Genomic DNA, 21,320 nt, shown 5'->3' on the forward strand with positions numbered 1-21,320 from the left:
CGTCGTCCTTATTGGGTTTCCAGTTCGCCGAGCAGCGCGTCGATCGCGCTCGCCGCATCGGTCTCGCCACGGGCCGTGCAGGCCGCGTCGATCGCTTCCGCGCAGCGCGCCAGCGTGCGTGTGTCGAACAGCGTGCGCAGCGGCAACGCGAGCCCCCAGTGCAGGTTCGCCTGCGCGTGGGCCTGCGTCGCGAGCAGCGAATGGCCGCCGAGCAGGAAGAAATCGCCGTCGCGGCCGATCGCGTCCACGTGCAGCACGCGTTGCCAGATCGCGGCGAGCGCGCGCTCGGTGTCGGTCGCGAGCTCGACGTCGGCCGCCGCTTCGCGCACCGGCGCGGGCAGCGCATGGCGGTCGCACTTGCCGTTCGGCGTCACGGGCAATGCGTCGAGTTCGATCAGTTGCGACGGCACCATGTAGGCCGGCAACTGCGCGCGCAGCGCGTCGAGCAGCGCCGCCCGGTCGAGCGGGCCCGCGTCGCCGCGTGCGACATAGCCGATCAGTTGCTCGTCGCGCACGATCACGACCGCGTCGTTCACGCCGGGCGCCGCGCGCAGCAATGCCTCGATCTCGCCCGGTTCGATCCGCTGGCCGCGCAGCTTCACCTGCGTGTCGACGCGGCCGAGATAGTCGAGCGCACCGTCGGCACGCCGGCGTGCGAGGTCGCCCGTGCGGTACATGCGCGCGCCCGGCACGAACGGATCGGGCACGAAGCGCTCGGCGGTCAGCGCCGGGCGGCCGAGATAGCCGCGCGCGAGGCCCGCGCCCGCGAGATACAGTTCGCCGGTGGCGCCGGCCGGCACCGGCTGCCATGCCGCATCGAGCACGTGCAGTTGCAGGTTCGCGATCGGATGGCCGATCGGTACGGCGACCGCATGCGCGTCGTCGGGGCCGCAGGTCCAGTGCGACACGTCGATCGCCGCTTCGGTCGGCCCGTACAGGTTCACGAGCGTTGCGTTCGGCAGCAGCCGCGCGACCTTTGCGACGAGTTCCGGTGCGAGCGCCTCGCCGCTCGCGACGATCAGGCGCACGCTGTCGCATTGCGCGGCGGCCGAGAAATCGTCGAGATACGCGGCGAACGCGGCGAGCATCGACGGCACGAAGTGCAGCACCGTCACGCCGTGCGCGTGGATCGCAGCTGCGAGACGCGCCGGATCGCGATGGTCGCCGGGCGAGGCGATCGCGAGCTTCGCGCCGATCGCCAGCGGCCACACGAATTCCCACACCGACACGTCGAAGCCGAACGGCGTCTTGTGCAGCACGACGTCGTCGCGCGTCAGCCGGTAGGCTTGCTGCATCCACGCGATCCGGTTCGCGAGCGCGCCGTGCGTGTTGCCGGCGCCCTTCGGCCTCCCGGTCGACCCGGACGTGTAGATCAGGTACGCGAGCTGGGCATCGTCGATCGCGGAGGTCACGCGGGCGGCGTCGCCTTCGGCTTCATCCGCGAGCAGGTCCGCCACCGTCAGCAACTGCGTCGCAACGCCATCGCCGAGCGCGGCCTCGACCTGCTCGCGCAGGTGGGCCTGCGTGATCGCGACGGCCGGCCGCGCGTCGCGCAGCATGTAGGCAATGCGCTCGGCCGGATAGTCGGGATCGATCGGCAGGTAGGCCGCACCGGCCTTCAGCACGCCGACCAGCGCCATCACCATGTCGAACGAGCGCTCGACGCACAGCGCGACCGGCGTGTCGGGCTGCACGCCGCGTCGGCGCAGCGCAGCCGCGATGCGTGCCGTGCCGACATCGAGTTCGCGGTAGGTCGCGCGATGCACGCCACCGTGAACGTCCGCGTATTCGAGCGCGATCGCGTCGGGCGTCGCCCGTGCCGCATCGGCGAATTGCAGGTGCAGCGGCTGTTGCTGCGCAGCCGGCCATGCGTGGGCGGTATCTTGCGCCCGCGCAAGTGCGTCACGGGTTGCTTCGTCGGCGATCGACAGCGTGCCGAGCAGCGCATCCGGCGTGCGGGCCAATGCATCGAGTGCGCACGCGAATGCGCGGTGCCAGGTTTCAACCTGACGGGCATCGACGCGCGCGGTGTCGTAGCCGTAGTCGATCGTCAGCTCGGCGCCGCTCTCGATCACGAGCGTCAGCGCGAAATCGGTCGCTTCGATGCTGCGCACGCCGCTCAACGCCAGCCCACGCGGATCGGCGTCGCGCGCCGTATCGTCCACCGGGTAGTTCTCGAACACGACCAGTGTGTCGAACAGTGCGCCGCCCGCGCCGCGCGCCCAGCGCTGGATGTCGGCGAGCGGCGTGTGGGCGTGTTCGGCGGCGGCCGCGTTCTCGCGTTGCAGCGTTTGCAGCCAGTCGGCCGCGCGTTGTTGCGGCGCGGGCGCCGTGATCACCGGCAGCGTGTTGATGAAGAGACCGAGCACCGAATCGACATCCGCGAGCGCATCGGGGCGGCCCGCGACGGTCGCGCCGAACGCGACGGCCGGCTGGTGCGTCATCCGCTGCAGCGCGAGCGCCCACGCGCCCTGCACCAGCGTGTTGACGGTCAGCTTCAGTGCGCGCGCCGTCTGCGCGACACGCGTCAGCGTGTCGGCATCGAGCGTCGCGCGCCACGTGACCATGTCGGCATCCGCGCGGTCGGCCGTGCGTTCCGCGATCAGCGTCGGCGCGTCGAGTCGTGCGAGGCGTTCCGTCCAGAAGCGTTCGTCGGCGTCGCGGTCGCGCGTGCCGAGCCAGGCGATGAAGTCGCGATAACGCAGCGCCGGGCGGCTCGCGAACGGCGACACGGCGTCCGGGTCGCGATAGTCGCGCAGCACGTCGGCGAGCAGGCGCGCGGTGCTCCAGCCGTCGAGCAGCACGTGGTGACGCGTCCACACGACGCGCCATGCGTCGTCGGTCACGCGGATCAGCGTGAGCCGCATCAGCGGCGGCTCGCGCCAGTCGAAGCCGCGTGCGCGATCGGCCGCGAGCCATGCGTCGAAATCGGCATCGAGCGTGTCGCCGCGCGTGCGCCAGTCGAGTTGCTCGACCGGCATCCGCGCGTGGCGATGCACGCACTGCAGCGGCGCGGCTTCGTCCGGCATCACGCTCGTGCGCAGGATGTCGTGGCGCGCGATCGACGCGTCGAACGCGGCCGCGAGCCGGTCGGCGTCAAGCGCGGTCGCGGTCGCGACGAGCTGGTTCACGTAGCTGGCATGACCGGGGGCGAACAGCGCATGGAACAGGATGCCCCGCTGCATCGGCGACAACGGATACACGTCGTCGATCGCGCGCCAGTCGAGCGGCGTGCGCTCGATCGCGGCCTGCGTGAGCCCGGCGGCCTGCGCGAGCGGGAAATCACCCGGCGTCGCGCCACCGCCGCGATGCGCGACGCGCGACGCGCATGCGTCGACGAGCTCGCGCAGCGCCGCCGCGAAACGTTCGGCGAATGCGTCGATCGTCGCACGCTCGAATTGCGGTGCGCCGTAGACCCAGTGCACTTTCAGCGTGCGTGCGCCGTCGCGATCCGTGTCGAGGTACGCGTGGATCGCGAGCGTATTGCCGAGCGGCCCCTGCGGGTCGCGCTCGACGCCGGTGCCGCCGAAGCGCGGCACGAGCGTTGCGTCGCGCGGCGCATCGAACTGGCCGAGATAGTTGAACGTGACGCGCGGACGCGGCACGGCGGCCAGCGCCGCACGCGTCGCCGCATCGCCGTAGTGCGCGAGCACGCCGAATCCGAGCCCCTTGTGCGGCACCGCGCGCAGCGAGTCCTTGACCGCGCACAGCGTGTCGCTTGCCGTGGCCGCGACCGGCAGCGTCACCGGGTAATGGCTCGTCAGCCAGCCGATCGTGCGGCTGGCATCCACGTCGTCGAACAGCGCCTCGCGGCCATGCCCTTCCAGTTCGACGCGGCACGATGCGGCACCGCGCACGCTGGCCAGTGCCAGGGCGAGCGCCGCGCCCAGCAGTTCGATCGTCTGCGTGCGATAGGCCGCGTGTGCATCGTTCAGCACCGCGCGGGTCAAGGCTGCGTCGATCGTCTGCACGACAGCGGCCGCATCCGCGTTCGTCGCCGCTGCGTCGGGATGATCGGGCACGATGTCGTCGCCCTGCGCCATGCCGGCCCAGTAAGCGGCCTCTGCCGCGAACGGCGATGCCGGTTCCGTCGCCGCACGGGCGAGCCGTGCAGCCCATGCATCCGCACGCAGGCCCGGCTGCGACAGTCGAACCGGCGCGCGTTCGCATGCGGCATGGTAGGCCGTGTCGAGGTCGTCGAGCAGGATGCGCCACGACACGCCATCGACGATCGCATGGTGAATCGCGAGATGGAGCTGCGTCGAGCCGTCCGGCAAGCGTGCCGCGCAGGCGCAGGCAAGCGGCCCGCGGCCGAGGTCGAGACGGCGCTGCAACGCGTCGAAGCGCGCGAGTGCGTCGGCTTCGTCGCGGGCGGAGACTTCGACGAATGGCAGCGCGTCGTACGGCTTCGCGGCGTCGATGGCGTGCCACGTGCCGTCCGCGCCGCGTGCGAAACGCTCGCGGAACGCGTCGTGATGCGTCAGCAATGCGTCGAACGCACGCGCGAATGCATCGGCGTCGAACGGCCCGCGCACGTCGAACGCAACGGACTGGTTCCAGTGGCCCGGATGCGGGATATCGAGCGCGAAGAAACGCTGCTGCGCGGGCGTCAGGACCTTTGCTGCTACCGGCGCGCTGGCTGCGGCGGCAACGGCAGGCTGCGCGGCAGCGGCAGTCACATCCTCCGTCTTCGCGATACGCGCGAGTTCTGCGACCGTCGGGCCGTCGAACAGCTGCTTCGGCGTGAAGCGCACACCACGCTTGCGCGCGCGGGCGATCACCTGCAGCACGAGGATCGAATCGCCGCCGAGCTCGAAGAAGTTGTCGTCACGGCCGACCTTCGGTGCTTTCAGCACGGCCTGCCAGACTTCGGCGAGCACCGTTTCGACCGCGCCCTGCGGTGCATCGCCGGAGGCGGTCACGACCGGCGCCGCCGCCAGTTCACGCAACGCCGCGCGATCGATCTTGCCGTTCGCGGTGACCGGCAGGCGTGCGAGTGCGATGAACTGCGCGGGCACCATGTAGTCCGGCAACTTGGCGGAAAGTGTCGCGCGCAGGGCCGCCTCGTCGAATGTCGAACCGTCGCGCATCACGACGAACGTCGCGAGCCGCAGGCGGCCGTCATGTTCGATCGCGAGCGTCTCGGCCTGTGCCACCGGGCCGGCCGCGCGTACCGCTGCACTCACCTCGCCCGGTTCGACGCGATAGCCGCGAATCTTCACCTGGTCGTCGATACGGCCGAGGAACGCGAGACGGCCGTCCGCGCGCAACCGCACGCGGTCACCCGTGCGATACAGCCGTGCGCCGGGCGTGAACGGATCGGGTACGAAGCGCTCGGCGGTCTGTGCCGGGCGCCCCAGATAGCCACGCGCGACGCCCGGCCCGCCCAGGTACAGCTCGCCCGTCGCACCGGCCGGCACGCATGCGCCGAACGCGTCGAGCACCAGCGCGCGCGCATTCGGCAGCGGCAGGCCGAGCGGCACGCCGCTCGCGGGATCCCGCGCATCGGCGGCAATCGACGCCGTGTCGCACGCGATCGCGCCGACGGTCGCCTCGGTCGGCCCGTAGTGGTTGATCACGCGGCAGGCCGGCGCAAGCGCGGCCAGGCGCGCGACGAGCGCCCACGTGAGCGTTTCGCCGCCCGTCACGAGCGCATGGCGCGGCAGCACGTCGGCCGGCACACGTGCGTCGAGCAGCGCCTGCAGGTGGCTCGGCACGATCTTCAAGACGCCGACGTCGCGGCGTCGCATCTCGTCCGCGAACGAGTCCGGATCGAACGCGCATGCGGCCGGCAGCAGGTGCAGCGTACGGCCCGCGCACAGCGCGCCGAACAGCGTCGTGTGGCCGAGGTCGGCCGCGACGGTCGACACCATCGCGAACGACGCGTCCGGTGCGAACGCGAGTTCGTCGAGCATCCCCTGCACGTAGTCGGCCAGCGCGCCGTGCGACACGACGACGCCCTTCGGCGTGCCGGTCGAGCCCGACGTATAGATCAGGTATGCGCCCTGTTCCGGATGCGGTGCGATGCGCACGCCGGTTGCGTGCGCGAGGGTTGCGTCCTGCGCGAGCGCATCGACGTCGAGCGGCTGTGCGTCGATGCCGGCAGGCCATGCGGCCGGCTCCGCGACGAGCGCCCAGCGCGCGCCGCAGTCGGCGGCCGCCGCGGCCAGTCGCGCGGCGGGCTGCGCGGGATCGAGCAACACGGCGAGCGCACCGGCCTTCAGCGCGCCGAGCAGGCCGACGACGAAGCGCGCCGAGCGTTCGATGCAGACGATGACGGACGTTTCGGCCGCCACGCCGCGCTGGGTCAGCGCGCGAGCGATGCGGTTCGATGCGTCGTCGAGCTCGGCGAACGTCAGCGACGCCGACGCATCGGCGAGCGCGACGCGATGCGGATACGCGGCTGCCTGCCGCGCGAACGCGGCGACGATGTCCGCATGTTCGATGCGCAGCGTACGGCCGTCGCGCGGCTGGCGCGAAGCGGCCGATGCGTCGCACGGCAATACGGCCGTCGTTTGGTGCGGATCGCGCGCGGCCGCACCGACGAGCGCCGCGTAGCTGTCGAGCCACGCACGCGCGGTGTCGGCGTCGATGCAGTCGGTCGCATAGGCCGCGACCAGTTCGATGCCATTTGCATCGTCGGTGAAATCCACGGCGAAGTCGAAGCGTGCGGCAAGGTCGGGCCCGGGCGTTGCAACGGCCGTCGCGCCCGGCAGCACGCTGTCGTGCCGCGCGTCGAACTGCTGCGCGAATTTCACGCGCAGCCATTCGTCGCCGCGCTTGACGGGCGGCTTGACCGCGTCGACGACGCGCTCGAACGGCACGTCCTGATGTGCGACCGCGTCGAGCGCTGCCGTGCGCGCCGCATCGACGAGCGCGCGGAACGGCAGCGTCGGCGCCACTTGCACACGCAGTGCGACCGTATTCAGGAACAGCCCGAGCAGCGCGCGCGTTTCCGGGCGCTGGCGATGCGCGACCGGCACCGCGACGACGACATCCGTTGCGCCGGTCGCGCGCGACAGCCACGCATCGAGCGCGGCCAGCAGCACCGTGAAGACCGTTGCCTGCGCGTCGCGCGCGAGTCGTCGCACGTCGGCCGCGACCGCGTCGGGCAGCCGCACCGACACGCGCGCGCCCTGCAGCGTGCGTGTGGCGCCCGGCTGACGGTCGACCGGCAGCGCAAGCGGGCCCGGCACGTCGCGCAACGCGCCGCGCCAGTAGTCGAGCTGGCGCTCGCCCTCGCCGCCGGCCAGCATGTCGCGCTGCCAGTCCGCATAGTCGGCGTACTGGATCGGCAGGTCGGGCAGCGACGGCTCGCGGCCTTCGGCATACGCGCGATAGGCGGCCGACAGTTCGTCGAACGCGCAGCGCGAGCTCCAGCCGTCGGTGATCGCGTGATGGGCGGTCAGCAGCAGGCGGTGGCGGTCGTCGGCGAGTGCGACCAGCGTCGCACGCAGCAGCGGGCCGCGTGCAAGGTCGAACGGCTCGGCCGCATCGCGCTCGGCGAGACGCGCGGCTTGCGCGTCGCGGGCGGCGGGCGGCTGGTCGCGCAGGTCGATGTCGGCGATCGCCACCGGCAGACGGGCATGAATCCGCTGCATCACGACGCCGTCGTCGTTGTCGACGAGCGTCGTGCGCCACGCTTCGTGGCGGCCGATCACGCGATCGAGCGCGCGCTGCAGCGCGGCGCGATCGAGCGCGCCGTCGATCGTCCAGTGTGCGGCGATGTGATATGCGGCGCTTGCATCGCGCGTTTGCGCGAGTACCCAGAAACGTTGCTGCGCGAGCGATGCGGCACGGTCGACATGCGGTGCGGCGGCTGCGGCCGCATCGGCCGGTACACAGCGCGCGGAAATCGTGGCCAGCGGCTCGCCGGTTTCGCGTTCCGCGCGATCGACCGCTTCGGCCAGTTCGAACAGCGCCGGATCGGCGAACAACGCATCGAGCCGCAGGTTCACGCGCACTGCCGCACGGATTGCGGCCTGCAACTGCATCGCGGCGAGCGAATCGGCGCCCAGCGCGAAGAAACGATCGTCACGCGACGGCGTGACGTCGAGGCCGAGCAGCGTCTGCCAGAGGCCGGCGAGCTGCCGTTCGGTCGGCGTGCGCGGCGCGGCGCCGCTACCTTGCGCGGCGTCGCGCGTGGCGGCGATCTTCTCGCGCAGCGCGGCACGGTCGACCTTGCCGTTCAGCGTATACGGCAGTGCATCGCACCGGACGAACCGGTGCGGCTGCCAGGCGGCCGGCAGTTGCGCGGCCACGTGCGCTTTCAGCGCGGCATCGTCGGCCGCCGCACGCAGCGCGACGCACGCGATCAGCCGCGTCGGCCCGTTGCCGGTTTCAGCGACCACGGCCGCGTCGGCCACGGCCGGATGCGAACGCAGGCACGCGGCGATTTCAGCGGGCTCCACACGCACGCCGCGCACCTGGACCTGATCATCGAGGCGGCCGAGATAGTCGAATGCACCATCGTCGCGCAGCCGCGCGAGATCGCCGGTGCGGTACACGCGCGCACCAGGTTCGCCATCGGCATCGGGAATGAAACGTTCGGCCGTCAGCGCCGGGCGGCCGTGATAACCACGCGCGACACAGACGCCGCCAAGCAGCAGTTCACCCACGCCATCTGCCTCGCCGCCATCGACACGCGCGACGCGCGGCCCGATCACGCGGCCGATCGGCAACGACGCGTACGCATCGTCTGCGGCCAGCGCCGGCGTCTCGCCCGGCTCGACCGGCCACAGCATCGGCGAGATCACGGCCTCGGTCGGCCCGTAGCCGTTGATCAGGCGTACCGACGGAAAGGTGCCGCGCACGAATTCGAACGCCTGCTGCGGCAGCGCTTCGCCGCCGAACGCGAGCACGCGCAGTGCCGGCGGCACGCCGTCGCGCGCGGCCACCGCCGCGAATTCGCGCAGGTACGCGGGCGGGAACGCGGCCACATTGACCGATTCGTTCACCAGCAACGCATGCGCGGCATCCGGCGCGAACGGCTGCGGCGGCGCCACGACGATGCTGGCACCGGTCGCAAGCGGCGCGAGCCAGCATTCATGCGCGGCATCGAAATTGACCGACGCGAAATGCAGCAGGCGGTCGCCGGCCTCGATCGGCAGCGCCGCCGCGAGCGCGTCGCAGTGCGCGGCGAGCGGCCCGTGTTCGACGACGACGGCCTTCGGCGTGCCGGTCGACCCCGACGTATAGATCATGTAGGCGGCCGAACGCGGGTGGACGGGTACTTCTTCGTCCTCCGCAACAATCTCCTGCCCATCCGCCGCATCGGCGGCCAAGTCAAACGCGTGTTCGAACGGCTTGCCGAGCGCTGCACGGCCGGCCGCATCGACGATCCCGTGCCGCAACTGCGCATCCTGGACGATCCAGTCGAGGCGCGCGGCCGGATGGCGCGGATCGAGCGGCACGAACACGCCGCCCGCCTTCAGCACGGCCAGCAGCGCGACGAACAGTTCGCCCGAGCGTTCGACGCACACGCCCACCCGCACTTCCGCGCCGACGCCGGCCGCGCGCAGTTGCCGGGCCAGCCGCGATGCCCGCGCGTCGAGCGCGCCGCGCGTCAGGCGCAAGTCATTCTGGAAAGGGACCGCGATGGCGGGTGCGCCGGGCGCGATGCGCGCCAGTTCGCGGATTCGATGATGCAGCGCAGTCGGGAAACTCGTCATGTGCGTGAAGTCCTTCGGTCCGGCCGCTTCGGCCAAGTCTCGGGGCCGCTTGGGGCGGCTTCACTGGTGTGACGAACGGCGCCGCCGATTTTTTACCGTTTTGCGCTCAAAGCGCGTGCGGACGCTTTTTTGAACGGGCCGCTAAATATTTGCGCGGCCCGTTCGTCTATCAGGGAGGAAAGCCGGAACGGGGCCCCGCCTCGCCCGCCGCTTTCGCGTCAGTTTTGCCGTTTCCGCGTTTTCGCTTGCCTTCCCTTTACCGACGTTGCCGATGACAGCCGCCCACGAGCCTTCCTCCCCGCCGTCCCTCGACGCCTCCCCCGGCCGCCCCGCGGCGCGCCTGATCCTTGCGCTGTTGCGCGAAAGCCGCGTGTCGCTCGCGCTGGCGCTCACCGCATGCGTGCTGAACGGCGTCGCGAGCGTGCTGCTCGTCGCGACGCTGAACCGCGCGCTGTCGCAGCCGGGCGCGGCCGATGCGTCGCTCGCGTGGCGCTTCGCGCTGTGCGCGGTGATCGCGCTCGTCACGCGGATCGTGTCGGGCACGCTGTTCGCGCGCCTGTCGCAGGACACGATGGCGCGGTTGCGCGTGCATCTCGCGCGGCGCGTCGGCGCGGCCGAGCTGCGCGACATCGAGCGGATCGGCGCGGCGCCCGTGCAGTCGGTGCTGACCGACGACGCCACCAACGTGTCGATGCTGTTCTTCGCGCTGCCGAACCTGGTCATGCACGGCTCGATCGTGTTCGGCTGCCTCGGCTACCTCGCGTGGCTGTCGTGGCCGGTGTGCCTGCTGGCGCTGGCCGCGATTCTCGCCGGCTCGCTCGGCTATCACACCGGCGACCGCCGCGCGATCGCGGCGCTCGAGGCGGCCGGCCAGGCGCAGGATCGCCTGTTCGGCTATCTCGGCTCGCTGTTTTCCGGCGCGAAGGAGCTGAAGCTGCACGACGAACGTGCACGCCAGTTCGTCGACGGCCAGCTCGGCGCCGCGATCGGCGAAGTGCGCGACCACCGCCGCCGCGCATTCAGCGCGTATGCGGTCGGGGTCGGCTGGATCATCTTCCTGTTCTATGTGTTCCTCGGCATCGCGTCGTTCTGGCCGCAGCTCGGCGTGCATGCCGATCCGGCCGCGGCCGCCGGCTACGTCGTCGTGTTCCTGTTCATGCTCGTGCCGCTCGACGGGCTGCTGAACAACCTGCCGACCGTCAACGCGGCCCGCGTGTCGCTCACGCGGATCGAAGGCGTGATGGCCGAATTCGGCGCGCTGCGCACGGTGCCGCCCGCAGCCGACGCACCCGACGTGCCGCCGGCCGGCGCCGTCACGCTGCGCGGCGTCACGCATGCGTACTTCCACGAGCGTGACGAACGGATGTTCAGCATCGGGCCGATCAACCTGACGATCCAGCCGGGCGAGCTCGTGTTCATCGTCGGCGGCAACGGCAGCGGCAAGACGACGCTCGCGAAGGTGCTGACAGGGCTCTACGAACCGGAAGAAGGCACGATCGAGGTCGACGGCCGTACGATCGGCTGGCGCGAGCGCGCCGCGTACCGGCAGCGCTTCAGCGCGGTGTTCAACGATTTCCACCTGTTCGATGCGCTGCTCGGCATCGTCGATCCCGACGATCCGTCCCGCGCGCAGGCCGATGCGCGCGCGAACGCGCTCGTCGCGAAGCTCGCGCTCGATCACAAGGTGAAGGTGGTGGACGGCGCGTTCTCGACCCGCGCACTGTCGACCGGGCAGCGCAAGCGGCTCGCGCTCGTCGTCGCGTACCTGGAGGACCGGCCGTTCTACCTGTTCGACGAATGGGCGGCCGACCAGGACCCGTCGTTCAAGGCCGTGTTCTACGAACAACTGCTGCCCGAGCTGCGTGCGCGCGGCAAGGCGGTGATCGTGATCACGCACGACGACCGCTACTTCGATCTCGCCGACCGCTTGTTGAAACTCGACAACGGGCGCATCGTCAGCGACACGACGCCGGCGCGGTCTCGCGCGCAGGATGGTGTCGATGCGCTGAGCGCGTAACACGGCAAGTCGATGAGAAAATCGCCGACGCGCTGCAATGGCGGTGCGTCGGCGATTTTCGTTTCAACGCAATGTTTCGGGCGCGCGGCGTGGCGCTTTCGCGGAAGGGCCCCGGTGATTCACCGCGCGTCAGGCCAACCGCGACGCCGTGCCCGTCGAAGTCGAAACGGCAACCCTCCGCCGATCGACCGCCGCACACTCAACGCACGGCCGGCAGCTTCAGCATCGTATCGGTCATCACGTCGGCCAGCTTCAGCGCCGACATCGGCCCGCCGAACCCCCAGATGTTGCGTTCGATCAGCGCGATCCGGTGTTCCTTCATTGCGGGCACGAAGCGCCACACCGGCGAATCGAGTTTCGCGGACAGCGGCACGTCCATCCCCGATGCGGTCACGAACATCACGGCCAGGTCGCGCTGCCTGAGCAAATCGGCCGATGTCACGTACAGCGTGCCTTCCCGCGTCGGCTTCTTCGGCCACGGATCGAGCCCGAGCGCCCGCGCGAGGCCCGCCGACGTGCTGTTGCCCGTATAGGCCCAGTAGCGGTCGGGCAAGCCGAGATCCTGCAGCAGCGCGACGCGCTCGCCCGTGCGGCCCGCGGCGGCGAGCCGCGCCGCATTGCGCGCGATGCCCGCATCGAGCTGTGCATCGACCGCCTGCGCACGTGCGTCGCGCCCCGTCACCGCACCGATCGTCCGGAAGATCTGCCGCATCCAGTCGAGCTGCGTGACCGGCACGCCGCCGTCCGACACGTTCGGACTGAATTGAAACAGGATCGTCGGCGCGATCCGGTCAAGCGCATCGAAAATCGGCGCATGCCGGAAACCGACGCCGATGATCAGGTCCGGCTTGACCGCCGCGATCGCTTCGAGGCCCGGCTCCTGGCGCGACCCGATATCGGTCACGTTCGCGAGCCGGTCGCTTTGATAGCCGAGCCAGCCCGGATAGAACGCGGTATCCGCCATCCCGACCGGCACGATGTCGAGCGCGATCACGCTTTCCGCGAACATGAAGTCGAGCGCGACCACGCGTTGCGGGCGCACCGGCATCGTCGCGCTCGCCTGCGACACGACGGGATTGCCGGCCAGCGACACCGCGCCCGGCGTACGCGCGCCCTGTGCACGATGGGCATCGAGCGTCGCGGCAACCGCGCGGGACGAAGCGGAAAGCGCGCCGCAGCACGCGGCGCCGAGCGCCGCGAGTGCGCCGAGCGCGTGCCGGCGGCCGGTATCCGTCACCGGATCGCGTCCTGCTCGGCCAGCGCCGCGTCGTCCATCGTCAGTAGCAAGGGGCAGCTTCCACACAGTTGCGTTTCTCCGGGAATTTCATAGCGCAGGCAGCACACGCGGCGCGCGCGAAACGGCGTCGGCAGCAGCGCCGAGCGCGGCACGGCATCGCGCACGGGGACGCGCAGCGGATTCGGCTCGCCGTGCACGCAGCTCGACCCGAACAGCCAGTCCGCATCGCGGACGGGATCGGCCGCGCATGGCAGCGAACGATACGTATCGAGCAGATAGTCGAGCAGGTTGCCCGCGTTGCTCCACAGCACGCGCGGCGTGACGCGGCCCATCGCCGCGAGCAGGTCGATCGCCGCGCCGAGATGCGCGACGAGCCCCGCATAGCGGGGCGCCGGGTCGTCGCACGGTGCGCCGAGCGCATCGTGCGGGAAATACAGCGCGGCGGGCATCCCGTCGTCGAGCGCGACGAACGTCCGCTCGGGCGTCATGTCGAGCGGCCGGCCGAGCGTCAGCGCGGCGACGACGCCGGCCGGCGCCGCGCGGCCGAAATAGTATTTGCTCCATTGCGACATCAGCGCGCGCGCATGCTGCGCCGGATCGCCGCCGTAATGGCCGACCATCGCGTCGAGCACGATGTCGCGGTGCGCGGGCAACGCGCTGACGGGTACGACGATACGGCCCGGTGCATCGTGAGCGTCGTCCGGCATGCCGAGCCAGACGACGTCGAGGTGTTCGGCGAACGGTTCGGGCGCGAACGTCGAAAAACGCGTGGCGCGCGCGCCGTCGAGCGCGGGCGTCATCGCCCTGCGCGCCGGGCGCGGCGCCCCTCTAGGATCAGCAACCCGAGCAGGTACGGCGCGCCGATCAGCGCGGTCAGCACGCCGGCCGGCACTTCGCGCGGCGCGACGACCGTACGCGCCGCGAGATCCGCCACGCCCAGGATCAGCGCGCCGCAAGCGGCCGCGAGCCACAGCCGCGTCCGGTGCCGGCGCGCGCCGAGCATCGTCGCGACGTGCGGCGCCATCAACCCGATGAAGCCGACCGGCCCGACCGCCGCGACGGCCGCGCACGCGGCGAGCGTCGCGATCGTCAGCGCGAGCGGCCGCAGCGCGGCCACCGGCAGGCCGAGCGCGGCCGCCTGGTCGTCGCCGAGCGCGAGCATGTCGAGCGGTTTCGCGAGCCATGCGAACACGGGCACCGCGAGCACGCACCACGGCAGCAGCATCGACACCTCGCCCCAGCTCCGGCCATAGGTACCGCCGACGAGCCACACGACGAAGCGCGCGGGCTGCACGCTTTCCTGCGTGATCAGCCATTGCGCGAGCGTCGTCCACAGCGCACCGATCACGATACCCGTCAGCGCCACCGCGAGCGGCGCATAGCGATGCCGGTGATTCAGCGCGAGCGTGATCGCGAGCGACAGGCCGCCACCGATCAGCGCAGCCGCCGCGAGCGTCACATGACCCATCAGCGGCCACGTCGACAACGCGAACAGCGTGACGAGCCCCGCGCCCTGCGTGACGCCGAGCACTTCGGGGCCCGCGAGCGGATTGCGCACGACGCTTTGCATCGCGACGCCGCTCACCGCCAGCAGCGCGCCGGCCAGCAGCGCGCACAACAGGCGCGGCATCCGCAGGTCGATCAACATCCGCGCGAGGGCGTCGTGGCCGGACAGCGCATCGGACCAGCGCGCGATCGACAGCCACTCGGGGCCGGCCGACACGCCGACGAACACGATCAGCACGCCCGCCACGACGAACAACGCCGTGCGCAACGGCCAGCCGAGCCGTTCAAGCCAGCCGACGAGCCGCGTCGAGCCGCCGCCGGCCGCGCGTTCGGCATCCGCGTGCAGCACGCCCGACCACGCGGCGCCGCGCCGGATCATCGCCAGCATCAGCGGCGTGCCGACCAGCGCGATCGCGACGCCGGTCGACAGCGTGGCGTCGAGACCCGACGCGAGCACCGCGCTGTCGGTGACGAGCACGAGCGCACCGCCCGCGAGCGCCGACAGCGGCACCAGCACGCCGAGCCGCGCCGCACGCGCGCCGCGCACCTGGCGCAACAGGTTCGGCGCGACGAGGCCGACATACGACAGCGGCCCCGCGATACTGACCGCCACGCTCGTGAACGCGACCGCGACGATCGTCGCGGCGAGCCGCGTCGCATCGACGCGCACGCCGGCCGCGGCCGCCGCATCGTCGCCGAGCGTAAGCGGATTGAGCGGCCGGATCACGAACGGCAACGCGACGAGCGGCACGACGAGCCAGCGCGCGGCGAGCGCAAGACCCGTCGCGCCCGGCTGATAGAGGCTGCCGTTGGTCCACAGCGCGGCGCCCGCGATGTTCTGCTCGAAGAACGCGAGCACGAGCGTCGACAGCGCCGCGAACAGCAGCATGCACACGCTGCCCGCGAGCACGAGGCGCAACGGCGTCGCGCGCCAGCCGCCGGCCGCGACGATCGCGCAGGCGGCCGCGGCCAGCCCGCAGACGAACAGCAGCGGCACCGACGCCACGCCGGCCAGCGCCGGCACGAGCATTGCCGCGAGCAGGCCGAGCTGGGCACCGCCCGTCACGCCGAGCAGGTCGGGCGACGCGAGCGGATTGCGCGTGAGCGACTGGAACAGCGCGCCCGCGATGCCGAGGCAGCCGCCCGCGACGAGCGCGGCCGCGACGCGCGGCAGGTTGAGGTCGAACAGGAACACGTGCGCGAGCGCAGCGGCATCGCTGCCGGGCACGGCGCCCCACCACACGCGCAGATCGGGGGCGACGCGCAGGACGGCGAGCAGCGCGATCAACGTCACGAGGCCGAACGCGATCATGCCGGCCCGGCCCGACGCCGTGCCCTTCCCCGCCGCCGCGAGGCGCTTGCGCATCGCGAACGTCGTCATACGGCGAGATCCCGGTCGAAGACGCCGGCTGCCTGCGGCACGCCGTCGGTCGTCGGCCCGTAGGCCGGCACGCACATCGGCGCGCCCGTCTGCGGATGCGAAAGCTTCAGCATCTCGACGCCGAACGCCGCGCGCAGCCGCGCCGGATCGAGCATCGCGTCGGGCGTGCCCTGCGCGACGAGACGGCCCGCGCGCATCAGCACGATTTCGTCGCTGTACGCGGCCGCCTGGTTCAGGTCGTGCAGCACCCACACGATCGTCAGCCCGCGCGTGCGGTTCAGCGTGCGCAGCGCATCGAGGATGTCGAGCTGGTGATGGATGTCGAGATAGGTCGTCGGTTCGTCGAGCAGCACGATCGGCGCCTGCTGCGCGAGCGCCATCGCGATCCACGCGCGCTGTCGCTCGCCGCCCGACAGCGCGCCGACGTCGCGGTCCGCATCGTCGGCGAGGCCGCTCGTCTCGAGCGCCTCGTCGATCGCCGCATGGTCGGCCCGCGACAGTCCGCGCAGGAAGCCGCCGTACGCATAACGTCCGTACGCGACGAGCTCGCGTACCGTGAGGCCCGACGGAATCTGGTTGAACTGCGCGAGCATCGTCAGCTCGCGCGCGAGCGCGCGACGGCGAAACGCCGCAAGCGGCTGGCCGTTCACTTCGACATGGCCGGCACGCGCGGGCTGCAGGCCCGCGAGCGTGCGCAGCAGCGTGCTCTTGCCGCAGCCGTTCGGTCCGCACAGCGCGGTTACGCGGCCGGCCGCGATCGACAGGTCCAGCCCGTCGATCACGACATGGTCGCGATACCCTACCGACAGCCCGCGCGCGGCAAGCGCGGCGGTACTACGCGTCATCAATCCTCCGTTCGGTCGCGCGGGACCGTATAACTCTGCGCCATCGCGACCACGACCTTGCGCGGCCCCTCGAACGGGTCGCGCGCATGCGCGGTCAGCATGTTGTCGAGCATCAGCACGTCGCCCGTGCGCCACGGGAACACGATGCGCTGCTGGTCGAGCACGCCGCGGATCTCCGCGAGCGCATCGGCTTCGAGCGGTTCGCCGTCGCCGTAATACACGTTGCGCGGCACGTTCTCGAGCCCGACCGCGTCGACGAGCGCTTCCTGCATGTCGTCGTCGAGCGCCGACAGATGAAACAGGTTCGCCTGGTTGAACCACACGCGGTCGCCGGTGCGCGGATGGCGTGCGACGGCCTGGCAGCGTTCGCGGGTACGCAGCAGCAGCTCGCCGTCGTCGTCGGTGCGCCACGCGCATTCGATGCCGCGCGCCGCGCACATCCGCTCGACTTCGGCCGCCTCGTCGGTGCCGAACGACTGCTGCCACGGCAGGTCGAGCCCCTGCCCGAAATTGCGCACGTACAGCAGCTCGCGCTTCTCGAAGCGCGCAATCAGCGCCGGGTCGAGCGCGCGATAGACGGCGCGGCTGTCCGCGATCGGCGTCGCACCGCCCTTCGGCGCGGCGAGCGCGCAGTGAAACCAGATCCGCAGCGGCCATTCGCGCGTATACGACTGCTCGTTGTGCAGCGGAATCGCGCGATGCGGCGGGTATTCGGTCGACGTGTAGACCGCGCCTTCGACCTGGCTGCGCGGCGTCGATGCGTATTCATAGCCGATCAGCGGATCGCCGAACGATGCCGCGAACTGCTGGAACGCATCGATCGACGGCACGTGAAAACCCGTGAACAACACGCCGCCCGCCCGCTCGAGCGTGTCGGCCGCGATCTCGCGCGCGAGCGGCGCGACGTCGTCGATCGACATCCCGTCGCCGCCGCGCGGCGACACGACGGTGGGCAGTCCCGGCTCGATACGCAGGTCGTCGAGCGTCGGCAACGAAAGCAGTGTCATGCAACGTCCTCTTCAGATGGCGCGCCGGATCACGGCGCAGCGGGTCACGACGCGCGCGATGCGCGCTCGCCGTCCATCGCGCGGCGCAGGCTCGCGGGGCGCATGTCGGTCCAGACGGTCTCGATGTGCGCGAGGCAGTCCGCCTTCGGGCCGCTCACACCGACTTCGCGCCAGCCGGCCGGCACGGGCCGGAACGTCGGCCAGATCGAATACTGTTCTTCGTCGTTGATGACGACCGTATAGACGAGATCGTCGGTGTCGGCGGAAGGCGTCGGGGCTTGCGTCATGATCGGAAATCGCTGGGCGGTTGAGGGAGGCGAAGCGGCGAATTCGGCCGCTCCTGTCTGATAGACGTTTGGCCGGCGCGGTTTTTTACCGGCGCCGTGCGCGGCCGCCCAGGAACACCGGGCACTCGACGCCGCGATGGCACGCGTCGAGGCATTCCGCGCAGTGACGCTCCGCGTCTCGCACCATGAAATGCACGAGCGTCTGCGATACGTTCAGCGCGCGCGCCGCGGTCTGCAGTGTCTCCTCGCGCAGCCGCACCATCTCGAAGGCTGCGCGGCTTCGCGCCGGCAGGTCGTCGAGCGCTGCCCACACGCGCCGCAGCGTGTCGCGCGTCAGCAGCGCGGCTTCCGGCGTCGGCTCGGGCGACGGCACGTCGAAGCCGTCGTCCTCTTCCGTGTGATAGACGTTCTCGAGGCTTTGCCGGCGGCACGCGTCGATCGACGCATTGCGCACCATCCGCGTCACGTACGCGACCGGCTGGCGCACTGCATCCTGGTTCGGGAATTCGACGAGCTTCACGAACACGTCGTGCACGACGTCCTCGGCACGGCTCGCGCAGCCGACGAAGCCGCGCGCGACATTGACGAGCATCGCGCGATGCGAGATCAGCACGTCGAGCAACGCGCCCTGCGCACGGGGCTCCGCGGTGCGGCGCGCACGCGGCGGCCGGTCGGGATGACTGCCGAGGAACGGGTTTGCCGCTGCCGCCGCCGGTCGGTCGAGCACTTCCGCCATCGCCATCGATCTGCTCCGTCAAATTCCGAGATAGCGCAATTTAACGTAAACGCAAATCATTCTCAATCCGATTACGAGATGACCCTTTCGGTTGTCAGGATTTGTCTGAACAATCGGCGGAATCGTTACTGGGGCAGATGGGACGCATGGCGCCGGTCGTGGCAGGGGGCCATCGACGCGTCTGTCCGGCGGATACGGCGACCGCCGCTTTCACGGCGTTCTGACAAAACGCCTGGGGTGTCGTGTCATGTGCGGTAGCAACTTCTTACCACGTGAAATTTTGAGGGCTCGTACGATCGACGTGCCGTTTCCAAAGGGAGAACAACATGAAATCCATCGTGCTATCCGCTGTCATGCTGGGTGCGCTGTCGAGCGTGATGCTCACCGGCTGCGTCGCCTATCCTGGCCCGGCCGAAGTCACGATCGGCTGGCATGGCGATCGTTACTGGGACGGAAATCGCTACTGGGAGCGCCGCGACTGGGAGGCTCAGCATCGCGACGGGCATGATGACCGCCGCGACGATCGCCGGGACGACCATCGCGACGATCAGCGGCCGCAGTGGTGATGCGCTGCCGCTCCCGTGACCCACTATTCAACGACAGGACCTCAAACATGAAGACGCTACTCAAGACCCTGACCGTCGCGGCGCTCGCCGCCGCCGTACTCGTGCCGGCCATCGCCGAAGCCCATCCGCACCGCGTGTGTCACTTCGAGCATCACCATCACAAGGTTTGCCGCTGGGTGCGCTGAGCATCGCGCAGCAGATGCGATAAACGCCGGCTTGCCGGCGTTTTTTCGTTCTACCGATGCTGCTCTCCACCGGGGAGCGCGCGACCGTCCGGCGCCCGGCCTACCGCGTCAATAGATGAACAATCGTATCGTCGCCGTTCCGTTGAACGGCCCGATCTTGGGTGGGCCGAACGCCTTCAGCACGGCATCGAGCGTCACACTCTGGTAGTTCACGCTTCCCGGCATCTGGGCGAGCACGAACTGTTCGTTGAACGCGATCGCCTTGCCGTTCCGGTCCTCGATGCCGATGCCGAAATTGCTGTTGGGATCCGGTACGAGCAGCCCGTTACGCACCGTCTGCGACGTCTCGAAGTAGCCGTCCACCCGCACCGGCACGTTGCATTGCTTGGTCAGCGCGAGACTGAACGACTTGCGCGGCACCGCGGGCGAAAAGCCGTTGCCGGTCGCTTGCACCTGGCCGAACTTCACGATGCCGGGTTCGGGCGTGACCTTCACGTCGACCATGCAGGGTGTCGGCTTGAGATTCTGCAGACCGCTCAGCTTGTAGCGGAAGCTTCCCTTGCTGTTCAGCCCGCGCTCGCCGTCGAACTGAAACACCGCGTAGATATCCGAAGGCGGCCTCGTCCACGCTCCCCGCTTGCGAATGACAACCTGATACGTAATGCTGATGGGCCATTTCGGACACATCCCGGCATTGACCTGCCGGTCGCTCATCTCGCAGATTTTCACGGAGCGGTGCGTGTCGATGCCGTTCCCCGGCTGGCTGCTGCGTCCGTAATAGTCCGTGCCCTCGAAGCGAATGCCGACTTCGAGCCCCCACGCGGCCGGATTCTGTTTCTCCGGGTTCGCGTAGAAGTAGATCTGCTCGGGGAAATCCTGCAGCCCGCCGATATCCTTGTAGCAATAACCCGTCGTCGTGCGCGGCGGCGACACCCAGATCACGTAACCATCCGGCGCGTCGGTCGGATACGACGCGACATTGCCGATCGTCTCGGTCAGCGACAGGCCGCCATTGTCCGCAATACACTTCAGCGCCCATGCCGGTTGCGCAACCGCGACGAACAGCGCGAGCACACACCACCTGATCCAGGCCGGCATTGGCGAAGCGATGCGGTTTCGTCGAACGGTGCTCATTTCTTCACGCTCTTGCAAGCACCTGCCTCACACGCATACTCCACCGCCACCTGGCCGCCGTAGTCGTCCACATGCGTGACGAACAGCGTCGACGGCGTCGCGGCCTTGAACGGCACGTCCGTCCTGCTCATCGGGCTCACCATCACCGGCTCCAGCGGCACGTGTGTTTTCTGCGCCCCCGCAGCCAGGTTGACGATCGTGATGTGATACGGCGTCGGATTGTCGAACACGAGCGTGTGCGCCGCCGAGTCGACCCGCAACGTCATCGGCAGCGTCCAGTCCTCGTCGCGCGCCGGCTGCACGGCCTTCGGGCGATAGAACAGCTTCATCTGCGTATGCAGCGCGATCTGCAGCGTGTTCGGCGTATCCGTCTTCGGCGGCACTTCGCGGATGTTCAGGTAGAACACCGTTTCGCGATCGGCCGGCAGTTCGGTGCCCGGCAGCTTCGCGATCCGCAGCACGTTGCGCTCGTTCGCCTCGACGCGCTGCAGCGGCGGCACGACCATCAGCGGCGACGTGATCTTGTTGCCCTTCGCGTCCTCGAGCCACGACTGCACGAGATACGGGTACGTCGTGCTCTTGTTGGTGATCGTGACGATCGCGGCCTGTTCGCCTTCGTTGAAGATCACGCGCGTGCGGTCGGGCACGATCGCCGCTTGCGCGGCGCCGGCGAACAGCGCACCGGCGGTCGCGAGCACGCACCATGCGCGCCGCGGAAAGGAAAGGGAGAAGCTGTTTTTCATCGCTG

Annotated in this window: 13 protein-coding genes; 3 read left to right on the plus strand and 10 right to left on the minus strand. The window is 70.1% G+C overall.

Features of this window, described 5'->3' with window-relative positions; genetic code table 11:
• Window positions 1–8: 8 nt before the first annotated feature.
• Window positions 9–9,671, minus strand: coding sequence for a non-ribosomal peptide synthetase (locus C5O79_RS07600; protein ID WP_122473902.1), 9,663 nt, complete (start codon window positions 9,669–9,671; stop codon window positions 9–11).
• A gap of 271 nt (window positions 9,672–9,942) precedes the next feature.
• Between C5O79_RS07600 and C5O79_RS07610 the strand changes: the two genes are divergently transcribed.
• Window positions 9,943–11,688: a cyclic peptide export ABC transporter gene (locus tag C5O79_RS07610; protein WP_046545679.1), complete on the plus strand. Its 1,746-nt coding sequence runs from the start codon at window positions 9,943–9,945 to the stop codon at window positions 11,686–11,688.
• 199 nt (window positions 11,689–11,887) lie between these two features.
• Here the strand turns inward: C5O79_RS07610 and C5O79_RS07615 are convergent, their stop codons facing one another.
• The 7 genes from C5O79_RS07615 to C5O79_RS07645 all read right to left on the minus strand — a co-directional run bounded on the left by C5O79_RS07615 (window position 11,888) and on the right by C5O79_RS07645 (window position 18,693).
• Window positions 11,888–12,925 carry an iron-siderophore ABC transporter substrate-binding protein gene (locus C5O79_RS07615; protein WP_122473901.1) on the minus strand — a complete coding sequence of 346 codons (1,038 nt, stop codon included), beginning with the start codon at window positions 12,923–12,925 and terminating at the stop codon, window positions 11,888–11,890.
• On the minus strand, window positions 12,922–13,725 hold the full coding sequence (gene fhuF / locus C5O79_RS07620) for a siderophore-iron reductase FhuF (RefSeq protein WP_122473900.1): 804 nt from the start codon (window positions 13,723–13,725) through the stop codon (window positions 12,922–12,924). Before fhuF ends, C5O79_RS07615 begins: the two co-directional genes overlap by 4 nt.
• Window positions 13,722–15,812, minus strand: coding sequence for a Fe(3+)-hydroxamate ABC transporter permease FhuB (fhuB, locus tag C5O79_RS07625; RefSeq protein WP_122473899.1), 2,091 nt, complete (start codon window positions 15,810–15,812; stop codon window positions 13,722–13,724). The genes fhuF and fhuB overlap by 4 nt, the downstream gene beginning before the upstream one ends.
• A complete protein-coding gene (locus C5O79_RS07630) occupies window positions 15,809–16,657 on the minus strand; it encodes an ABC transporter ATP-binding protein (protein WP_122473898.1) in 849 nt (282 codons plus the stop codon). The genes fhuB and C5O79_RS07630 overlap by 4 nt, the downstream gene beginning before the upstream one ends.
• Entirely contained in the window at window positions 16,657–17,664 is a 1,008-nt protein-coding gene (locus C5O79_RS07635) for a TauD/TfdA family dioxygenase (RefSeq protein WP_122473897.1), read from the minus strand. Before C5O79_RS07635 ends, C5O79_RS07630 begins: the two co-directional genes overlap by 1 nt.
• A gap of 44 nt (window positions 17,665–17,708) precedes the next feature.
• Window positions 17,709–17,951: an MbtH family NRPS accessory protein gene (locus C5O79_RS07640; protein ID WP_039358664.1), complete on the minus strand. Its 243-nt coding sequence runs from the start codon at window positions 17,949–17,951 to the stop codon at window positions 17,709–17,711.
• An 85-nt stretch (window positions 17,952–18,036) separates the two neighbouring features.
• The gene (locus C5O79_RS07645) at window positions 18,037–18,693 is read right to left on the minus strand and encodes an RNA polymerase factor sigma-70 (RefSeq protein ID WP_122473896.1); all 657 of its coding nucleotides are present in this window, start codon (window positions 18,691–18,693) and stop codon (window positions 18,037–18,039) included.
• Between the two features lie 320 nt (window positions 18,694–19,013).
• Between C5O79_RS07645 and C5O79_RS07650 the strand changes: the two genes are divergently transcribed.
• A complete protein-coding gene (locus tag C5O79_RS07650) occupies window positions 19,014–19,253 on the plus strand; it encodes a hypothetical protein (protein WP_122473895.1) in 240 nt (79 codons plus the stop codon).
• Between the two features lie 47 nt (window positions 19,254–19,300).
• Window positions 19,301–19,438, plus strand: coding sequence for an HHHH-motif protein (locus tag C5O79_RS38045; RefSeq protein ID WP_163008971.1), 138 nt, complete (start codon window positions 19,301–19,303; stop codon window positions 19,436–19,438).
• 108 nt (window positions 19,439–19,546) lie between these two features.
• On the opposite strand, the gene C5O79_RS07655 is transcribed toward C5O79_RS38045, so the two are convergent.
• Both C5O79_RS07655 and C5O79_RS07660 read right to left on the minus strand, forming a co-directional pair.
• The gene (locus C5O79_RS07655) at window positions 19,547–20,536 is read right to left on the minus strand and encodes a fimbrial protein (RefSeq protein WP_226148258.1); all 990 of its coding nucleotides are present in this window, start codon (window positions 20,534–20,536) and stop codon (window positions 19,547–19,549) included.
• A gap of 32 nt (window positions 20,537–20,568) precedes the next feature.
• Complete coding sequence (locus C5O79_RS07660) at window positions 20,569–21,315, minus strand: molecular chaperone (protein ID WP_046546339.1); 747 nt, start codon at window positions 21,313–21,315, stop codon at window positions 20,569–20,571.
• Window positions 21,316–21,320: the final 5 nt, after the last annotated feature.

The organism is Burkholderia sp. SRS-25, assembly GCF_004343765.1.
GTDB lineage: Bacteria > Pseudomonadota > Gammaproteobacteria > Burkholderiales > Burkholderiaceae > Burkholderia > Burkholderia contaminans.

Excerpts from the sequence above, each read along its gene's own strand:
- C5O79_RS07600 (WP_122473902.1), bottom strand. The coding sequence starts at position 9,671 with ATGACGAGTTTCCCGACTGCGCTGCATCATCGAATCCGCGAACTGGCG.
- C5O79_RS07630 (WP_122473898.1), bottom strand. The coding sequence starts at position 16,657 with ATGACGCGTAGTACCGCCGCGCTTGCCGCGCGCGGGCTGTCGGTAGGG.
- C5O79_RS07645 (WP_122473896.1), bottom strand. The coding sequence starts at position 18,693 with ATGGCGATGGCGGAAGTGCTCGACCGACCGGCGGCGGCAGCGGCAAAC.
- C5O79_RS07660 (WP_046546339.1), bottom strand. The coding sequence starts at position 21,315 with ATGAAAAACAGCTTCTCCCTTTCCTTTCCGCGGCGCGCATGGTGCGTG.
- fhuF (WP_122473900.1), bottom strand. The coding sequence starts at position 13,725 with ATGACGCCCGCGCTCGACGGCGCGCGCGCCACGCGTTTTTCGACGTTC.
- C5O79_RS38045 (WP_163008971.1), top strand. The coding sequence starts at position 19,301 with ATGAAGACGCTACTCAAGACCCTGACCGTCGCGGCGCTCGCCGCCGCC.
- C5O79_RS07650 (WP_122473895.1), top strand. The coding sequence starts at position 19,014 with ATGAAATCCATCGTGCTATCCGCTGTCATGCTGGGTGCGCTGTCGAGC.
- fhuB (WP_122473899.1), bottom strand. The coding sequence starts at position 15,812 with ATGACGACGTTCGCGATGCGCAAGCGCCTCGCGGCGGCGGGGAAGGGC.
- C5O79_RS07655 (WP_226148258.1), bottom strand. The coding sequence starts at position 20,536 with ATGCCGGCCTGGATCAGGTGGTGTGTGCTCGCGCTGTTCGTCGCGGTT.
- C5O79_RS07640 (WP_039358664.1), bottom strand. The coding sequence starts at position 17,951 with ATGACGCAAGCCCCGACGCCTTCCGCCGACACCGACGATCTCGTCTAT.
- C5O79_RS07610 (WP_046545679.1), top strand. The coding sequence starts at position 9,943 with ATGACAGCCGCCCACGAGCCTTCCTCCCCGCCGTCCCTCGACGCCTCC.
- C5O79_RS07635 (WP_122473897.1), bottom strand. The coding sequence starts at position 17,664 with ATGACACTGCTTTCGTTGCCGACGCTCGACGACCTGCGTATCGAGCCG.